The 14,594-nt window shown below is 70.9% G+C and carries 13 protein-coding genes and 1 tRNA gene; 10 read left to right on the top strand and 4 right to left on the bottom strand.

Going from position 1 to position 14,594, the window contains the following annotated elements; translation table 11 throughout:
- Nucleotides 1-14 precede the first annotated feature (14 nt).
- Nucleotides 15-90 (bottom strand) — tRNA-Met (locus ACIBQX_RS14810).
- An 85-nt stretch (nt 91-175) separates the two neighbouring features.
- Between ACIBQX_RS14810 and ACIBQX_RS14805 the strand changes: the two genes are divergently transcribed.
- From ACIBQX_RS14805 to ACIBQX_RS14775, 7 genes are read left to right on the top strand one after another with little or no spacing between them, the layout of a single operon-like run.
- Nucleotides 176-1,258 (top strand): DUF917 domain-containing protein, encoded by a 1,083-nt coding sequence (locus ACIBQX_RS14805; RefSeq protein WP_397004493.1) that lies wholly within the window; start codon nt 176-178, stop codon nt 1,256-1,258.
- Entirely contained in the window at nt 1,251-2,888 is a 1,638-nt protein-coding gene (locus ACIBQX_RS14800) for a hydantoinase/oxoprolinase N-terminal domain-containing protein (RefSeq protein WP_397004491.1), read from the top strand. Before ACIBQX_RS14805 ends, ACIBQX_RS14800 begins: the two co-directional genes overlap by 8 nt.
- Nucleotides 2,889-2,911: 23 nt before the next feature.
- On the top strand, nt 2,912-4,537 hold the full coding sequence (locus ACIBQX_RS14795) for an ABC transporter substrate-binding protein (protein WP_397004489.1): 1,626 nt from the start codon (nt 2,912-2,914) through the stop codon (nt 4,535-4,537).
- A gap of 7 nt (nt 4,538-4,544) precedes the next feature.
- Complete coding sequence (locus ACIBQX_RS14790; protein ID WP_397004487.1) at nt 4,545-5,561, top strand: ABC transporter permease; 1,017 nt, start codon at nt 4,545-4,547, stop codon at nt 5,559-5,561.
- A 16-nt stretch (nt 5,562-5,577) separates the two neighbouring features.
- Nucleotides 5,578-6,435, top strand: a complete 858-nt coding sequence (locus ACIBQX_RS14785) for an ABC transporter permease (RefSeq protein ID WP_397004485.1) — start codon at nt 5,578-5,580, stop codon at nt 6,433-6,435.
- Nucleotides 6,432-7,244: an ATP-binding cassette domain-containing protein gene (locus ACIBQX_RS14780; RefSeq protein ID WP_397004483.1), complete on the top strand. Its 813-nt coding sequence runs from the start codon at nt 6,432-6,434 to the stop codon at nt 7,242-7,244. The genes ACIBQX_RS14785 and ACIBQX_RS14780 overlap by 4 nt, the downstream gene beginning before the upstream one ends.
- Before the next feature lie 25 nt (nt 7,245-7,269).
- Complete coding sequence (locus tag ACIBQX_RS14775) at nt 7,270-8,157, top strand: ABC transporter ATP-binding protein (RefSeq protein ID WP_397004481.1); 888 nt, start codon at nt 7,270-7,272, stop codon at nt 8,155-8,157.
- Between the two features lie 49 nt (nt 8,158-8,206).
- On the opposite strand, the gene ACIBQX_RS14770 is transcribed toward ACIBQX_RS14775, so the two are convergent.
- Both ACIBQX_RS14770 and ACIBQX_RS14765 read right to left on the bottom strand, forming a co-directional pair.
- Nucleotides 8,207-8,563, bottom strand: a complete 357-nt coding sequence (locus ACIBQX_RS14770) for a DUF742 domain-containing protein (protein WP_397004479.1) — start codon at nt 8,561-8,563, stop codon at nt 8,207-8,209.
- On the bottom strand, nt 8,556-10,457 hold the full coding sequence (locus ACIBQX_RS14765) for a nitrate- and nitrite sensing domain-containing protein (RefSeq protein WP_397004477.1): 1,902 nt from the start codon (nt 10,455-10,457) through the stop codon (nt 8,556-8,558). The genes ACIBQX_RS14770 and ACIBQX_RS14765 overlap by 8 nt, the downstream gene beginning before the upstream one ends.
- 163 nt (nt 10,458-10,620) lie before the next feature.
- Between ACIBQX_RS14765 and ACIBQX_RS14760 the strand changes: the two genes are divergently transcribed.
- Nucleotides 10,621-12,183, top strand: coding sequence for an ABC transporter substrate-binding protein (locus ACIBQX_RS14760; RefSeq protein ID WP_397004475.1), 1,563 nt, complete (start codon nt 10,621-10,623; stop codon nt 12,181-12,183).
- Here ACIBQX_RS14760 and ACIBQX_RS14755 read toward each other — a convergent pair.
- A complete protein-coding gene (locus ACIBQX_RS14755; protein WP_397005459.1) occupies nt 12,159-12,323 on the bottom strand; it encodes a hypothetical protein in 165 nt (54 codons plus the stop codon). The genes ACIBQX_RS14760 and ACIBQX_RS14755 overlap by 25 nt on opposite strands.
- 20 nt (nt 12,324-12,343) lie before the next feature.
- On the opposite strand from ACIBQX_RS14755, the gene ACIBQX_RS14750 reads away from it, so the two are divergent.
- Entirely contained in the window at nt 12,344-12,988 is a 645-nt protein-coding gene (locus tag ACIBQX_RS14750; RefSeq protein WP_397005427.1) for a hypothetical protein, read from the top strand.
- Nucleotides 12,989-13,087: 99 nt separating this feature from the next.
- Nucleotides 13,088-14,569: an alpha/beta hydrolase gene (locus ACIBQX_RS14745; RefSeq protein WP_397004473.1), complete on the top strand. Its 1,482-nt coding sequence runs from the start codon at nt 13,088-13,090 to the stop codon at nt 14,567-14,569.
- The last annotated feature ends 25 nt before the right edge of the window (nt 14,570-14,594 follow it).

Here is a 14,594-nt window from a genome sequence, read left to right as displayed (position 1 = left end):
GATGTACCAGAGCATGGTGGCGAGTGTGGGAATCGAACCCACCCGAAGCGGCTTATGAAACCGCCGGGCACACCAGCACCCTCACCCGCCGAGCAGCAGCCTCGCGTGAGAGGGGCAGGGAAGGCAACCGATTAAGTGGCGTAATGCGGTCTTATGTGCTTGGTTGTGTCGCCATATGAGCAGCATTCAAGCGGAAGACGTTCCAGCGCTGGCGCGAGGATGCGCGGTGCTCGGCACCGGCGGCGGGGGAGACGTGCGCACCGGCGCGCTGGCGGCCGTGCGGGCGATCCGGACGTACGGCGAGGTGCCGCTCGTCCAGCTGGCCGACCTGCCGGAGGACGCCCTGGTCATGCCGCTGTCAGGGATCGGGGCGCCGACGGTGGGCCACGAGATGATCTACAGCGAGGACGAGCCCAGGCGCGTCGCCGAGGAGGTCGAACGGATCTTCGGCAGGCCGCCCGCCGCCGTCATGTCGTCGGAGATCGGCGGCTCGAACGGCGTCGCGCCGGTGGCCTGGGCGGCCCAGCTCGGCCTGCCACTGCTCGACGCCGACGGCATGGGACGGGCGTTCCCCGAGGTCCAGATGGTCTCCATGTACGTCGCGGGGCTGCCCGCCGACCTCGTCATCATGTCCGACATCGTGGGCAACGTCGTGACGATCCGTCCCATCGACGGGCTGTGGTCGGAGCGGCTGGCGCGGGCGGTGTGCGTGGCGGCCGGCTCGCACGCGCTGATGGCCGACTACGTCATCACCGCCGCGCGGGCACGCGGCGCGGTCATCGAGGGTACGGTCACCCGCGCGCTGGAGGTCGGCCGGTCCACCGAGGGCACGGCCGAGCCGCTGCCGGCCCTCCAGCGTGAGCTCGGGGCGGCCAGGCTGATCACCGGCAAGCTGACCGACGTGGAGCGGCGCACCACCGGCGGCTTCGTCAGGGGCACGGCCACGATCGAGGGCACCGGCGACGACCGCGGCCGCACGCTCCGGCTGGAGCTGCAGAACGAGAACCTCGTCGCCGTCGAGGACGGCGAGGTCCGGGCCATGGTGCCGGACCTCATCACGGTGGTCGACACCGAGACGGCCGCCGCGATCCAGACCGAGAGCCTGCGGTACGGCCAGCGCGTGGCGGTGCTCGCCTGGCCGTGCGACCCGCTCTGGCGCACGCCCAAGGGCCTGGAGACGGCCGGGCCGCGGGCGTTCGGCTACGACCTGGAGTACGTGCCCGTCGAGGCGCCGGTCAAGGAGGAGTCGCGTGGCTGAGGGCGATCTGCGCGTCGGCATCGACGTCGGGGGCACGAACACCGACGCGGTGGTGCTGGACGCGTCCGAACGGGTGATCGCCAAGGCCAAGCGGCCGACGACCCCGGACGTCACCGGCGGGTTGCGGGCGGCTCTGGACGCCGTCCTGGCCGAGCTCGCGCCGTACGGGACAGAGCGTGGAATGGCGGCGTGGAGCCGCGTCACCCGCGTCATGCTGGGCACCACGCACGCCACCAACGCGATCCTGGAGCGCAGGAACCTCGGCCGGGTGGCGGTGCTGCGGCTCGGCGCGCCCGCGACCACGGCGGTGCCGCCGCTCTCCGACTGGCCCGCCGACCTGCGTGAGGTCGTCTCCGCGGGCGAGGCCATCGTGCCCGGCGGGCATTACGTGGACGGCCGGGAGATCGGCGCGCTCGACCTGGACGCGGTCCGCCGCTTCCTGGACGGGGTGCGGGCCGACGCGGTCGCGGTCACGAGCGTGTTCAGCCCGGCCAACGACGAGCACGAGCGGGTGATCGACGAGCTGGTCAGGCGGGAGTACGGGCTGCCCGTCTCGATGAGCCACGAGATCGGATCGCTCGGGCTGCTGGAGCGCGAGAACGCGACCGTGCTCAACGCCGCCCTGTACACCGTCGCCGGGCACGTCACGCGAGCGCTGACGGGCGCGCTGGCCGAGCGCGGGCTGTCGGCCAGGCCGTACCTCGCCCAGAACGACGGCACGCTGATGACGGTGGAGCACGCCGCGCGGCTGCCGGTGTCGACCATCGGCTCCGGCCCGGCGAACTCGCTGCGCGGGGCCGCGCTCCTGTCGGGGGTCCAGGACGCGATCGTCGCGGACGTGGGCGGCACCTCGACGGACCTCGGTGTGCTGGTGGGCGGGTTCCCCCGGGAGTCGGCGGCGGCGGTGGAGATCGGCGGCGTGCTGACGAACTTCCGCATGCCGGACATCCTGGCCATCGCGCTGGGCGGCGGGAGCGTGGTAGGGCGGGGAGCCGTCGGGCCGGACTCGGTCGGGTACCGGATCGTCGAGGAGGCGCTGGTGTTCGGCGGCGGCACCGCGACGCTCACGGACGCGGCCGTGGCGGGCGGGCGCCTGCCCCGAGGCGTCTCGGACTGGCACGAGCGACTGGAGGCAGCGCTGTCGGCGCTGGCGGAGCCGGGACGGGCGTCGGCGGGACGGGCGGCGGTGGGCGACATGTCGGAAGATATTCGCGACACTCTGCAAAGGGCGCTGGCCGTCGCCGACGAGCTGGCGCTGGACGCGGTGGACCGCATGACCCTCGGCCGGGCCGACCGTCCCCTGGTGGCGGTGGGTGGCGGGGCGTTCCTCCTGCCGGAGCGGATCCCCGGGGTGAGCCAGGTCATCCGCCCGGAGCACGCGTCGGTGGCCAACGCCGTCGGCGCAGCCATCGCGCTGGCGAGCGGCAGAGTCGATACGATCATGCCTGCAGGAGAAAGCCGGTCAAAAGCGATCGAAAGGGTCAAGGAGGAGGCTGCGGCGCGGGCCGTCGCGGCAGGCGCGGATCCGGCCGGTGTCCAGATCGTCGATCTCCTCGAGGTGCCGTTGAGCTACCTGTCGGAACCCGCCGTACGGGTGCACGTCAAAGCCGCCGGACCCCTCACCCGGTGACAGATCGAAAGGACTTCCCCCACATGCGCTGGCACAAGCGTCTGCTCCTCTCCGGGCTCGCCGGCGCCGTGGCCATGGCCGCGTCCGCGTGCGCGGGCGGCCAGGTACGCGGCGCCGCGTCACCCCCGCCGAGCACCGGCGAGACGGCGGCGACCCAGCCTGCCCCCCAGCCGGCCGCGTCCAACGACGACACCTTCGTCTACGCCCCCAACCTCGACGTGGTGACCGACTGGGACCCCGCGACCTCGTACTCCAACGAGATCGTCGCGATGTCCAACATCTACGAGGGGTTGACCCGCTACAACTCCGAGACCAGGAAGCCCGAGCCGCGCCTGGCCACCGAGTGGAGCTCGGCGGCCGAGGGCAAGGAGTGGACGTTCAAGCTGCGTCAGGGCGTGAAGTTCCACACCGGCGCCCCGCTCGACGCCGAGGCGGCCAAGAAGGCCATCGAGCGCACGATCAAGCAGAACTCGGGCGCGGCCTACATCTGGGGCGCGGTCGACACGATCGAGGCCCCTGACGCCTCGACGCTGAAGTTCACGCTCAAGTACGCCACGCCGCTCGACGTGGTCGCCTCCTCCGGCTACGCCGCCTACATCTACGACACCGAGGCCGTGGACCAGGTCAAGGACGGCAAGACCGACGCCGGCACGGGACCGTACACGATCGACAGCTGGCAGAAGGGCAAGGAGACCGAGCTCACGCTGAAGGCGTTCGAGGACTACTGGGGCGGCTGGAAGCCCGACCAGTACAAGAAGGTCGCCTTCCGGGTCACGCCGGAGATCACCACCGCCTGGCAGCTGCTGAAGCAGGGCGAGGTCAACTTCGTGCAGCGGCTCAACCCGCAGCTGTTCGAGCAGGCGAGCGACACCGAGGGCGTGCAGGTGACGCGGACGCCGTCGTTCCAGAACCTGCTGGTGCTGTTCAACACCGCCGGCGGCGCGACCAAGGACGTCCGGGTACGGCAGGCGCTGCAGCTCGCGATCGACTACGACGGCCTCCTCGCGGCGCTGAAGGGCTCGGGTGTGAAGGCCAGCGGGCTGGTGCCCGAGGGCCTGGTCGGTCACGTGGCCAACCTGGAGGCCAAGCAGGACCTGAACAGGGCGCAGGAGCTGCTGGCGTCGGCGGGTTACGGCGCCGACAACGAGGAGCTCAAGCTCACCCTGACCTACGCCCAGGGCGACGAGGATCAGAAGCTGCTGGTCACCCTGCTCACCTCGGCGCTGCAGAGGCTGAACGTGACCCTGCAGGCCAAGCCGATGACCTGGAACGCCCAGTGGGACCAGGGCAAGGGGAAGGGCCAGGACATCTTCGTCATGTACTGGTATCCGGACTATCCCGACGCGTACTCGTGGTTCCTGAACGTCTTCAGGAGCAAGGACAAGCCGGAGCTCAACCTCTCCTACCTGAAGAACGCCGAGATCGACGCGGCCATCGACGAGCTGCCCAAGCTGACGGCCACCGACCTGTTCGCGGCGGAGACCTCGTACGAGAACTTGACGAAGAAGATCATGCAGGAGCAGGCCGCCGTCGCGGTCCCGTACGTGCAGACCTACCAGCGCGCGCTGACGGCGGACGTGCAGGGGTACGCCGACAACCCGGCCTATCCGAACGTGGTCTTCTTCTACGACCTCAAGCGCGCGAGCTGAGGCCTGTGTGCTGCGCTACCTGATCCGCCGGCTCGGCCAGGCGCTCCTGGTCGTGGCCGGCGTGGTCATGCTCACCTTCGTCGTCATGCGGCTGGTGCCGGGCGATCCGGCGGTGGCCTTCGCCGGCCCCAAGGCCACGCCCGAGCAGCTCGCCGCCGCGCGGGAGCGGTTCGGGCTGGACGATCCGCTGTGGGCGCAGCTCTGGAGCTACGTCAGGGACCTCGTGACGGGAGACTGGGGCACCAGCCTGCACACCCGGCAGCCGGTACGTGACGATCTGCTCCTGGCGTTCCCGGCGAGCCTGGAGCTGGTGGGGGCGGCGCTGCTGTTCGCGATCGTGGTCGGCATTCCGGTCGGGGTGCTCGCCGCCCGCTTCAAGACGAAATTTCCGGACTTAGGGGTACGGGTCACCAGCATGCTGGCCGTCTCCGTCCCCGTGTTCTGGCTGGCCCTGGCGCTGCAGACGGTCTTCGCCAGCAACCTCGGCTGGTTCCCCGTCGCGGGAGAGTACGACTCCTCGCTCGACACCACGAGCCCGCTGACCCTCTGGACCAACATCACCATCGTCGACGCGCTCATCACCGGCAACTGGCCCATCTTCACCAGCACCCTGCGGCACCTGGTGCTGCCCGCGCTGGTGGTGGCCGCCTACCCGACGGGGGTGATCGCCCAGATGACCCGCGCCATGCTCATCGAGGAGGCCGGCCAGGACCACGCCCGGCTCGAACGCGCGCTCGGCTTCGGTGAGACGTCCATCCTGACCAGGTTCGCGCTGCGGCCCGCGCTCAACCCGGTGCTGTCGTTGATCGCCCTGGTCTTCGCCTACTCGATCGTCAACGGCTTCCTGGTCGAGGCCGTCTTCAACTGGCCGGGCCTGGGCCGCTACGCCGCCTCCGCCATCTCCTCGCTCGACACCCCGGCCATCGCGGGGGTGACCCTGCTGGTCGCGGTGGTCTACGTGCTGGCGAACCTCGTCGTGGACCTCCTTCAGGGCCTGATCGACCCGAGGGTCAGGGCCGGATGACAGCCCGGATGGCAGCATGGTGACAGGACTCCCCGAGGCGCGGCTGCGCCGTACCCTCCCCAGGATCACCGACCGGTTCGCCGCCACCGGCGCGGTGCTCATCGTGGTCATCGCGGCGGCCGCGCTGCTCGCGCCCTGGCTCGCGCCGTACCCGGCGGACGAGGTGGATCCGGTCAACGCCCTGCTGGCGCCGAGCGCCGAGCACTGGTTCGGCACCGACCAGGTCGGCCGCGACGTGCTCACCAGAGTGCTGTACGGCGGCCGTACGTCGCTGTTCATCGCCGTGTCCGTGCTGGCGGTGTCGGCGGCCGTGGGCGTCACGCTCGGCCTGGTCGCCGGGTACGCCGGCGGCTGGGTGCGTGACGTGATCATGCGGGTGACGGACGTGTTCCTGGCCTTTCCCGCGCTGTTGCTGTCGCTGATGCTGGCCATGGTGCTGCAGCCGAACGTCACGACGGTGATCGTGGCCATCGCGGTGACCTGGTGGCCGTGGTACGCGCGGCTGTCGGCGTCGGTGGCCGCCTCCGTCGCCACCCGCCCGTACGTGGACGCGGCCCGCTGCCTCGGCGTGCCCGCGCCGGTGATCATCGTACGGCACGTCCTGCCGAACTCGATCACGCCCGTCCTGGTCCAGCTCTCGCTCGACGCGGGCGGGGTCATCCTCACCGCCGCCGCGCTGTCGTACCTGGGGCTGGGCGCGCAGGAGCCGACGGCGGAGTGGGGGCTGATGGTGGACCAGGGGCAGACGTTGTTCACCACCAACTGGTGGGTCGTCACCTTCCCCGGGCTGGCGATCCTGGTGACGGCCTTCGCGTTCAACGTGCTGGGGGAGGGGCTGCGCAACGCGCTGGATCCCCGGAGGGTCGTCAGGTGATCGAGGTCCGGGACCTTCAGGTGCGGTACGGGACGCGGGTCGTCGCGCGGGTGCCGGAGCTGGACGTGAGCGCGGGGGAGTGCGTGGCCATCGTGGGGGAGAGCGGCTCGGGCAAGTCGACGACGCTGCTGTCCCTGCTCGGGCTCACGGAGGGTGCCGAAATTTCGGGATATATCCGGGTGTGTGGGGTCGAGGTGCTGCAGGCATCCGCCCGGCGGCTCCGCGAGATCAGAGGCGCGCGCGTGGCCCTGGTCATGCAGTCCCCGCAGGCCGCCCTGAGCCCCACCACCCGCCTCGGCACCCTGATGCGCCGCGCCCTCAAGCTGCACGGCATCGCCGGCCCGCCCGTCGGCGACACCCGCGACGGTGACCCTGCGGCCCGTGGCCCTGCGGCGGGCGGGTCCGGGAAGGGCGGGCTGGAGCGGGTCATGGCGGAGGCCGTCGAGGCGGTCATGCTCGATCCGGAGATCCTGCGCCGCTACCCGCACGAGATCTCCGGCGGTCAGGCGCAGCGGTTCGCCATCGCGCTGGCCATCGCGCTGGGCGCCGAGGTGATCCTGGCCGACGAGCCCACCAGCGCCCTGGACGTGACCGTGCAGGCGGAGGTCGTCGGGGTGCTGCGGAGGCTGCGGGAGCAGCGGGGCCTGGCGCTGCTGCTCGTCTCCCACGATCTGGCCCTGGTGTCCACGATCGCCGACCGGGTGCTGGTCATGAAGGACGGCGAGGTCGTCGAGAGCGGCCCCGCCGCCGAGGTGCTGGCCCACCCCTCCCACCCCTACACCCGCGAACTCCTGGAGGCCCTCCCATGAAGACGCGGCGGAAAGGAGCCCTGGTGTGAGGACGTCGGTGCGGACGTCGCTCCGGGCGGAGCGGGTGACACTCGGTTACGGCCGTACGCCTGTGGTGCACGACGTCACCCTGGACATCACCGAGGGCGGGGTCGGCCTGATCGGCGAGAGCGGGTCGGGCAAGACGACGCTGGCGCGCGCCTTCCTCGGCCTCCTCGCCCCCCTGTCAGGAAATATCTGGTACGGCGAGCAAGACCTGAGAAAAGTGGATATGCGGAAGTTCCGCAGTGACGTACAGCCGGTCTTCCAGGCCGAGGCCCTGGATCCGCGGATGCGCGTCGGCGGCTCCATCGCCGAGGCGCTGCCGCGCGGCGACCGGCACCGCGTCCCCGGCCTGCTCGAACAGGTCGGCCTCAGCCCCGACCTGGCCGCCCGCCGCCCGCACCAGCTCTCCGGCGGCCAGCGCCAGCGCGTGGTGATCGCCAGGGCGCTGGCCGTGCGCCCGCGCCTGCTCATCCTCGACGAGCCCACCAGCGCCCTGGACGTGACGGTGCAGGCGAAGATCCTCGACCTGCTGGCGGGGCTCGACACCGAACGCCTGCTCATCACCCACAACCTGGCGATCGTGGCACGCCTGTGCAGGACCTCCCACGTGCTGTTCGCGGGCCGCGTGGTCGAGTCCGGAGGCACGGCCGACCTTCTCGCCCGACCCGCCCATCCCTACACGCTGGCGCTGCGCGAGGCCGTACCGAAGCTGGGGGGAGAGCCGCCGGTGGCGAGAGGGCGGGCCGAGACGCGGCCGGCTGAGACGGGCTGCCCGTTCCGCCTGCGCTGTCCGCTGGCCGTACCCGAGTGTGAGCGCGCTCCCGCGCTGCGTGAGGTGGCGGGGCGGCGGGTGGCCTGTCACCGGGCCGAGGACGTGCTGAGCGCCTGAGCGGGGGCCTGTCACCGGGCCGAAGACGTGCTGAGCGCCTGAGGGGGCGTCACAGCGCCTTCAGCCCGGTGATCACCTCCAGGAGCACCGTGGCGTCGGGGGCCGGAGGCGGCGACTCCACCTGGACGAGCTGCTGCGTGTGGAGGTCGCCGACGAGCACCCGCACCACGCCGATGGGCAGGTTGAGCTCGGCCGCGACGTCCACCAGCCGGGTCGGCTTGGTGCACTTCTGCAGGATGATCAGATGCTCGGGACCGAGCCCGACCGGCGGGGTGAGCCCGCCGGAGGTGATGATCACCGCGATGAGGTCGATGGCCTCGCTCGCGGGCACGGTCCGGCCTCTGGTGAGTAAGTAGGCCGGGACGATGGGGCCGGCGTCCTCGTCCAGCCAGCGCTCGTCACTCACCTTGCACCACCCGCATGGGGCGTGCCGGCTGCCTGATGGGTTCCGCCGGTTCGGCCGGGGGATCTGTCACATGCTCTGCCGGGATCAGCACGATGGCGGTGGTCCCTCCATATGGTGAACCGCGCAACGTCACGCGGATGTCATGCCGGGCTGCCAGTCGGGAAACGACGAAAAGACCCAGTTGCTCGCTGTCGGCCAGGTCGAACTCGGGAGGACTGGCCAGCCGTCCGTTGAAGTCGGCCAGTTCCTCGGCGCTCATGCCGAGCCCGCGGTCCTCGACGTGGACGGCGAAGCCGCGGGCGGCCGCCTCCCCGCGCACCATGACCGTGGTGTGCGGGGGTGAGTAGACGGTGGCGTTCTCGATCAGCTCGGCGATCAGGTGGATCACGTCACCGACCACGGGCCCGTCCAGCCGCTGCGCGGGCATCGGCTCGACGATGACCCGCTGGTAGTCCTCGACCTCGGCCGCCGCGCCCCGGACCACGTCCAGCAGCGGCACCGGCCGACTCCAGCCGCGCCCCGGGGTGGCGCCCGACAGGATGATCAGGCCCTCGGCGTGGCGGCGCATACGCGTCGTCAGGTGGTCCAGCCGGAACAGGTCTTCGAGCGCGTCCGGGTCGGTGGCCTTGTGCTGCATGTCCTCCAGCTGGATGCGCTGGCGGTGCAGCAGCGTCTGGCTGCGCCTGGCCAGGTTGCGGAAGACGTGGCCGACGCCGTCGCGCAGCTGCGCCTGGCCCACGGCCGCCTCCACCGCGGTCTGCTGGACGGTGGAGAAGGCCTGGCCCACGTCGCCGATCTCCACGGTGGTGCTGGCCACCGACAGCTCGGGCACCTCCACCGCTTCCCCGCTGCGGAGCTTGGCGACGACCTGCGGCAGCCGCTCCCTGGCCACGTCGAGCGCCGCCTCCCTGAGGGTGAACAGCTCCTTGGACAGGCGGTTGCCCATCCGCAGCGTGAAGACGATCGACACGATGATCAGCAGGAGACAGGTGCCCGCGAGGATGAGCGCCCGGACGAGCACCGCGTCGGCCACCGGCTCGGACCGGGCCGAGAGCGTCATGCTCGCCTTGAGCTGCGCCTCCGCGAACGACTTGGACAGCGCCTCGGTCGTGGCGAGCCAGCCGCGCGGCGCGCCGCCGGCGATGATCTGGTCCTCCATCAGCCGCAGCCGCTGATAGGCGGGCGAGGTGATGATCGCGACCTGGATCTCGCGCAGGGCGGGGTCGAGCTCGCCCAGCGCGTGGTCGATGAGGAAGCGCCGGTTGCCCACGAGTTGGGTGAAGAGCCTGCGCTCGGCCGCCGTGGTGGGGCCGATCGCGATGGCCTGCTCCCTGGTCAGCAGCTCCTCGGCGTAGCCGAGGTCGATGACCAGGCGGGACTGCTCGTAGATCGGGATGTCGTCGATGAAGCCGACCCGCCGGTGCAGCCCGAAGAGCGCGTCGATGGCCGCGTTGTAGGCCTCGACCGTGTGCAGCCGATCGGACAGGCCCGCGTCGATCTCCCCTCTGACCGAGTCGAGCCTGCTCAACTGCGTGTGAACCACGTCAACCTGCGTGCGGATCGCCTCCGACGTGTCCCGGGACCGGCCCGAGAGCTTCTTGAATTCCTCTCTTGCCCTGTCACTGCGAGCACGCTGCTGGGAGATGGCCGACCTGTCGTCGGCCGTCTTTCCGGCATGCAGGAACTTCACCGAGGCGAGGCGTTCACGCTGCAACTCGTTGCCGAGCTTGTGCGCGGGATGACGCAGGTTGGTCCAGAGCGTGGTGTACTGCCGGAGCTCCAGACTCTCACCGGCCGTGACCGCGGTGATGACTCCCCACAGCACGACCATCGAAGCCAGCGGAACCAGCAGCAGGCCGATGATCTTTGTGCGGATCGTGCGGCTACGACCCATGACACCTCACTCCGGTCGGTCCCCTGCTGGCAACCCCGGACGGGACAAGCCAAGAGGATAGCAATCGGATCTCCGGAATGCCCAATTTTTCAGCGCCTTTGGACATGTAACCATGATCATGCAGTAGGTTTCGCAGGTAGATTCGGTCACTGAGGGAGATAGGTTGCGCCGTCGACTCGCAGCGGTCGCCGCGCTGGTGCTGCTGATCACGGCCTGCTCGGTCCCGCCCGAGGTGCGGCAGGCTCCGCCAGGAGATTCGGCGTTCGTCTACGTCAGGCACCTGGACATGATCACAGAGTGGGACCCGAGCCGGTCCTACTCCAACGAAGTCGTCGCGCTGCAGAACGTCTACGAGACGCTCACGCTGTGGAATCCGGTCACCAAGAGGGCCGGTCCGCGGCTGGCGACCTCGTGGCGGACCTCTCCCGACGGCCGCACGTGGACGTTCACCATCCGCCAGGGCGTGACCTTCCACACCGGCCGGCCGCTCGACGCGAGCGCGGTCAAGGCCTCGATCGAGCGCACCCGGCAGGCCAAGACCGGCGCCTCCTACATCTGGGATGCCGTCTCCTCCATCCGGGCCGAGGATCCGTCGACCGTGATCTTCACGCTGCGCTACCCGGTCCCGCTGGACCTGGTGGCCTCCTCCGCGTACGCGGCCTACATCTACGACACCGAGGCGGCGCCCGACCTGCGCACCTGGTTCGCGGCGGGCCGGGACGCCGGCTCCGGGCCGTACACCGTGGCCGCGTGGAAGAAGGGCAGTGAGCACGAGCTCACGCTCAAGTCGTACGGCGACTACTGGGGAGGCTGGGACCGGCCGCACTACCGCACGGTCAAGTACCGCGTCGTGCCCGATCCCACCCGGGCCTGGCGGCTGCTGCTGCGCGGCGAGGTCAGCTTCGTGTACCGGCTCGACTCCCGGCTGTTCGCCAGGGCGGCGGCCACGCCGGGCATCCGCACGGCCGAGCAGCCCTCGTTCCAGACGGCGATGTTGCTGTTCAACATGGCCAACGGGCCGATGACCGACCTGCGGGTGCGGCGGGCGGTGCAGAAGGCCGTCGACTACGGGGGCGTGGTCAGGGCCCTGCGCGGCGGGGTCGCGCCCGCCAGCGGCATCGTGCCCGAGGGGCTGCTCGGTCACGTCCGGGGCCGCGTGCCGAGGCAGGACCTGCAGGCCGCGGCCACTCTGCTGCAGCAGGCCGGGTACGGCCCCGGGGGCGAGCCGCTCACGCTGACCCTCTCCTACGCCGAGGGCGACACCGACCAGCGGCTGCTCGTCAGGAGGCTGCGCCGGGACCTCGCCCCGCTCAACGTCACGCTCAAGGCCAGGGCGATGCCCTGGACCGCCCAGTGGGAGGAGGGCAAGAAGAAGCGCCAGGACATCTTCCTCATGTACTGGTGGCCGGACTACGCCGACGGCTACTCCTGGTTCGGCAACGTCTTCCACAGTGCGGACCCGCCGCTGTTCAACCTGTCGTACATGAACGACCCGGCCACCGACGCCCTGCTCGAGACGCTGCCGGAGTTGATCGTGACCGACCAGGCCGCCGCGCAGCGCGCCTTCGCCCAGGCCACCGTGCGGGTGCTGGACAAGCGGGCCGCCGCGGCGATCCCGTGGGTGGTGAACTCACGCAGGGCCTACCTCGGCGGGATCCAGGGTTACGACGACAACCCGGCCTATCCCGACGTGGTCTTCGTCTACGACCTGCGGCCCTCCGGCTGATCCTCGATCCGCTCGCGGAGCCGTACCCTGATCTCTTCCGGTGTGTAGGCGCGGCGGCGGCGCTCGGCGCGCGCGATCGCCACTCCGGTGGCCGCGACGCCCGCGGCTCCTGCCAGCCCGATTATCTTCCACAAGCGCATGTGCCTACGCTAGCGGTGTGCTGACTCTCGACGAGGCCGTTGAGCTGACCAGGACCGGCGATCTGTGGATCTTCCGGGGGCGTTCGGTGCCCGACCGCGCCATCCAGACGATGACCAACAGCCCGGTCAACCATGTGGGCATGGCGATCGTGATCGAGGACATGCCGCCCATGATGTGGCATGCCGAGCTCGGCAGGTCGCTGCCCGACCTGTGGTCCGGCACCCACCAGCGCGGCGTGCAGCTGCACGACCTGCGTGACGCGGTGACGGTCTGGGCCGACCGCTACGGCCAGCGCCCCTGGCTGCGGCAGCTCGAACCCCAGGCGACCGCCGAGATGGAGGACGCGGCGCTGCGCACCGTGGCCCGGCTGGACGGCACGCCGTTCCCGTCCACGGCGCGGCTGGCTGCGCGCTGGGCCAGGGGCCGTGTCCCGCAGCTGCGCCGCCGGGCGCGCGAGCGCACGCTGGAGAGCGCCTACTGCGCGGAGGTCGTGGCCGTCACCTACGAGGCGATGGGGCTGCTGCCGACGGGCCGCCGCCCCAACTGGTACGACCCGGGCAAGTTCTGGAGCGGCGACGACCTCGACCTTCAGGGCGCCTACAGGCTGAGCGGCGAGATCACCGTCGGGGTCCCGCTCTCCGCCCGGGGTGTGGCCTCATCGTGACCGCAGTTCGTCAGCCGGGTTAAAGGGCGTCGCAACCGGTTTCGCCGACCATCTGGGAGCCAGGGAAAGTCCACGCGGCCGCCAGATGGAGACGGGAACATGCGACGCTTATTCGCGGTCATCTTAGTGTCGATCACCGGCTTGCTCGGCTCCGCCGTGCCTGCCTCCGCGCAGGCCGGCGGCCCGGAAGGAACGGGCGGCCACGACGGGCAGCGGCTCGCCTGGTCCGCCTGCGGCGGCGGGTTCCAGTGCGCCAAGGTCAAGGTGCCGCTCGATCACGCCAAGCCCCAGGGGAAGCGCATCGAGATCGCGGTGATCCGGCTGCGGGCCAAGGGGCCGAAGCGGATCGGCTCGCTCGTGCTCAACCCCGGCGGTCCCGGAGCGTCGGGGGTGGAGCTGGCCAGGAACGCCAAGCGGTTCCTGTCGCCCGCGATGCTCGCCCGCTTCGACGTGGTCGGGTTCGACCCGCGCGGCGTCGGGCTCTCCTCGCCCGTCCGCTGCGTCTCGTACGGCGTGCTGGACAGTTACCACGCGCTCGACCCCACCCCCGACACCCCGTCCGAGGTCCGCAAGGGCGACGCGTACCAGCAGATATACGCCCAGGGCTGCAAGGCGAACTCCGGCAGTCTGCTGGCCCACGTCGGCACCCGCGACGCCGCCCGGGACATCGACGTGCTGCGGGCGGCGCTGGGCGACCGGCGGCTGACCTACCTCGGCTTCTCGTACGGCACGCTGCTCGGCGCCACGTACGCCGAGCTGTTCCCGAAGCGGGTGCGGGCGATGGTGCTCGACGGCGCGATCGACCCCGCCACGCGCGGCGGCGCTCCCGGCGCGGCGGCGCACGGCTTCGAGACGGCGTTCACGTCCTTCCTGCGCGACTGCTACGACAGGCCGGGCTGCCCGTTCAGGACGCACAAGGTCAGCGCGTCGTTCAAGCAGGTGGCGAAGCTGTTCAGGCGGGCCGACAGGTCGCCGCTGCGCAACGACCTCGACGGCAGGCAGGTCAACGAGGCGCTCGTGTGGCGGGGCGTGATGGCCGCCATGTACTCCCGCGAGCGGTGGCCGTCGCTGCGCGCCGCGCTCGGCGAAGCCTTCAAGGGCGACGGGACGGCGTTGCTGACCTTCGCCGACGGCTACAACGGCAGGCTGGCCGACGGCTCCTACGACAACAGCGGCGAGGCCTTCACCGCCGTCAACTGCGCCGACTACCCGCCCACGAGCAGGGCCACCCGCTCGGAGGTGACGTACGTGCCCGAGTCGCGCTACTTCGGCAAGTACTTCTCCGACGGGCTGCTCTCACCGTGCGCCTTCTGGCCGGTCAAGGGCGCCGAGGGCATCGTCGGCCGGGTGCGGGCCAAGGGCGCGCCGCCGATCCTGGTGGTGGGCACGACCCGGGACCCCGCCACGCCGTACAAGGACGCCGAAGCGCTGGCGGGCCAGCTCTCGTCCGGCGTGCTGCTCGGCTACGACGGCGACGGCCACACCGCCTACGGCGGCCCCTCCGCCTGCGTGAACGGCGCGGTCGACCGCTATCTGATCAGCCGCGTCCCGCCGAAGGACAGGACCCTCTGCCGCCGGTAGAAATCCTGGTGAGATGTGACGGCGG

The organism is Nonomuraea sp. NPDC049714, assembly GCF_044465295.1.
Taxonomy (GTDB): Bacteria; Actinomycetota; Actinomycetes; order Streptosporangiales; family Streptosporangiaceae; genus Nonomuraea.
Note: the sequence above shows the minus strand (reverse complement) of the source record. Positions and strands in the feature narration are given on the sequence as shown.

Coding starts and splice junctions, on each gene's coding strand:
- ACIBQX_RS14805 (WP_397004493.1), top strand. CDS start 176: ATGAGCAGCATTCAAGCGGAAGACGTTCCAGCGCTGGCGCGAGGATGC.
- ACIBQX_RS14795 (WP_397004489.1), top strand. CDS start 2,912: ATGCGCTGGCACAAGCGTCTGCTCCTCTCCGGGCTCGCCGGCGCCGTG.
- ACIBQX_RS14785 (WP_397004485.1), top strand. CDS start 5,578: ATGGTGACAGGACTCCCCGAGGCGCGGCTGCGCCGTACCCTCCCCAGG.
- ACIBQX_RS14765 (WP_397004477.1), bottom strand. CDS start 10,457: ATGGGTCGTAGCCGCACGATCCGCACAAAGATCATCGGCCTGCTGCTG.
- ACIBQX_RS14755 (WP_397005459.1), bottom strand. CDS start 12,323: ATGCGCTTGTGGAAGATAATCGGGCTGGCAGGAGCCGCGGGCGTCGCG.
- ACIBQX_RS14745 (WP_397004473.1), top strand. CDS start 13,088: ATGCGACGCTTATTCGCGGTCATCTTAGTGTCGATCACCGGCTTGCTC.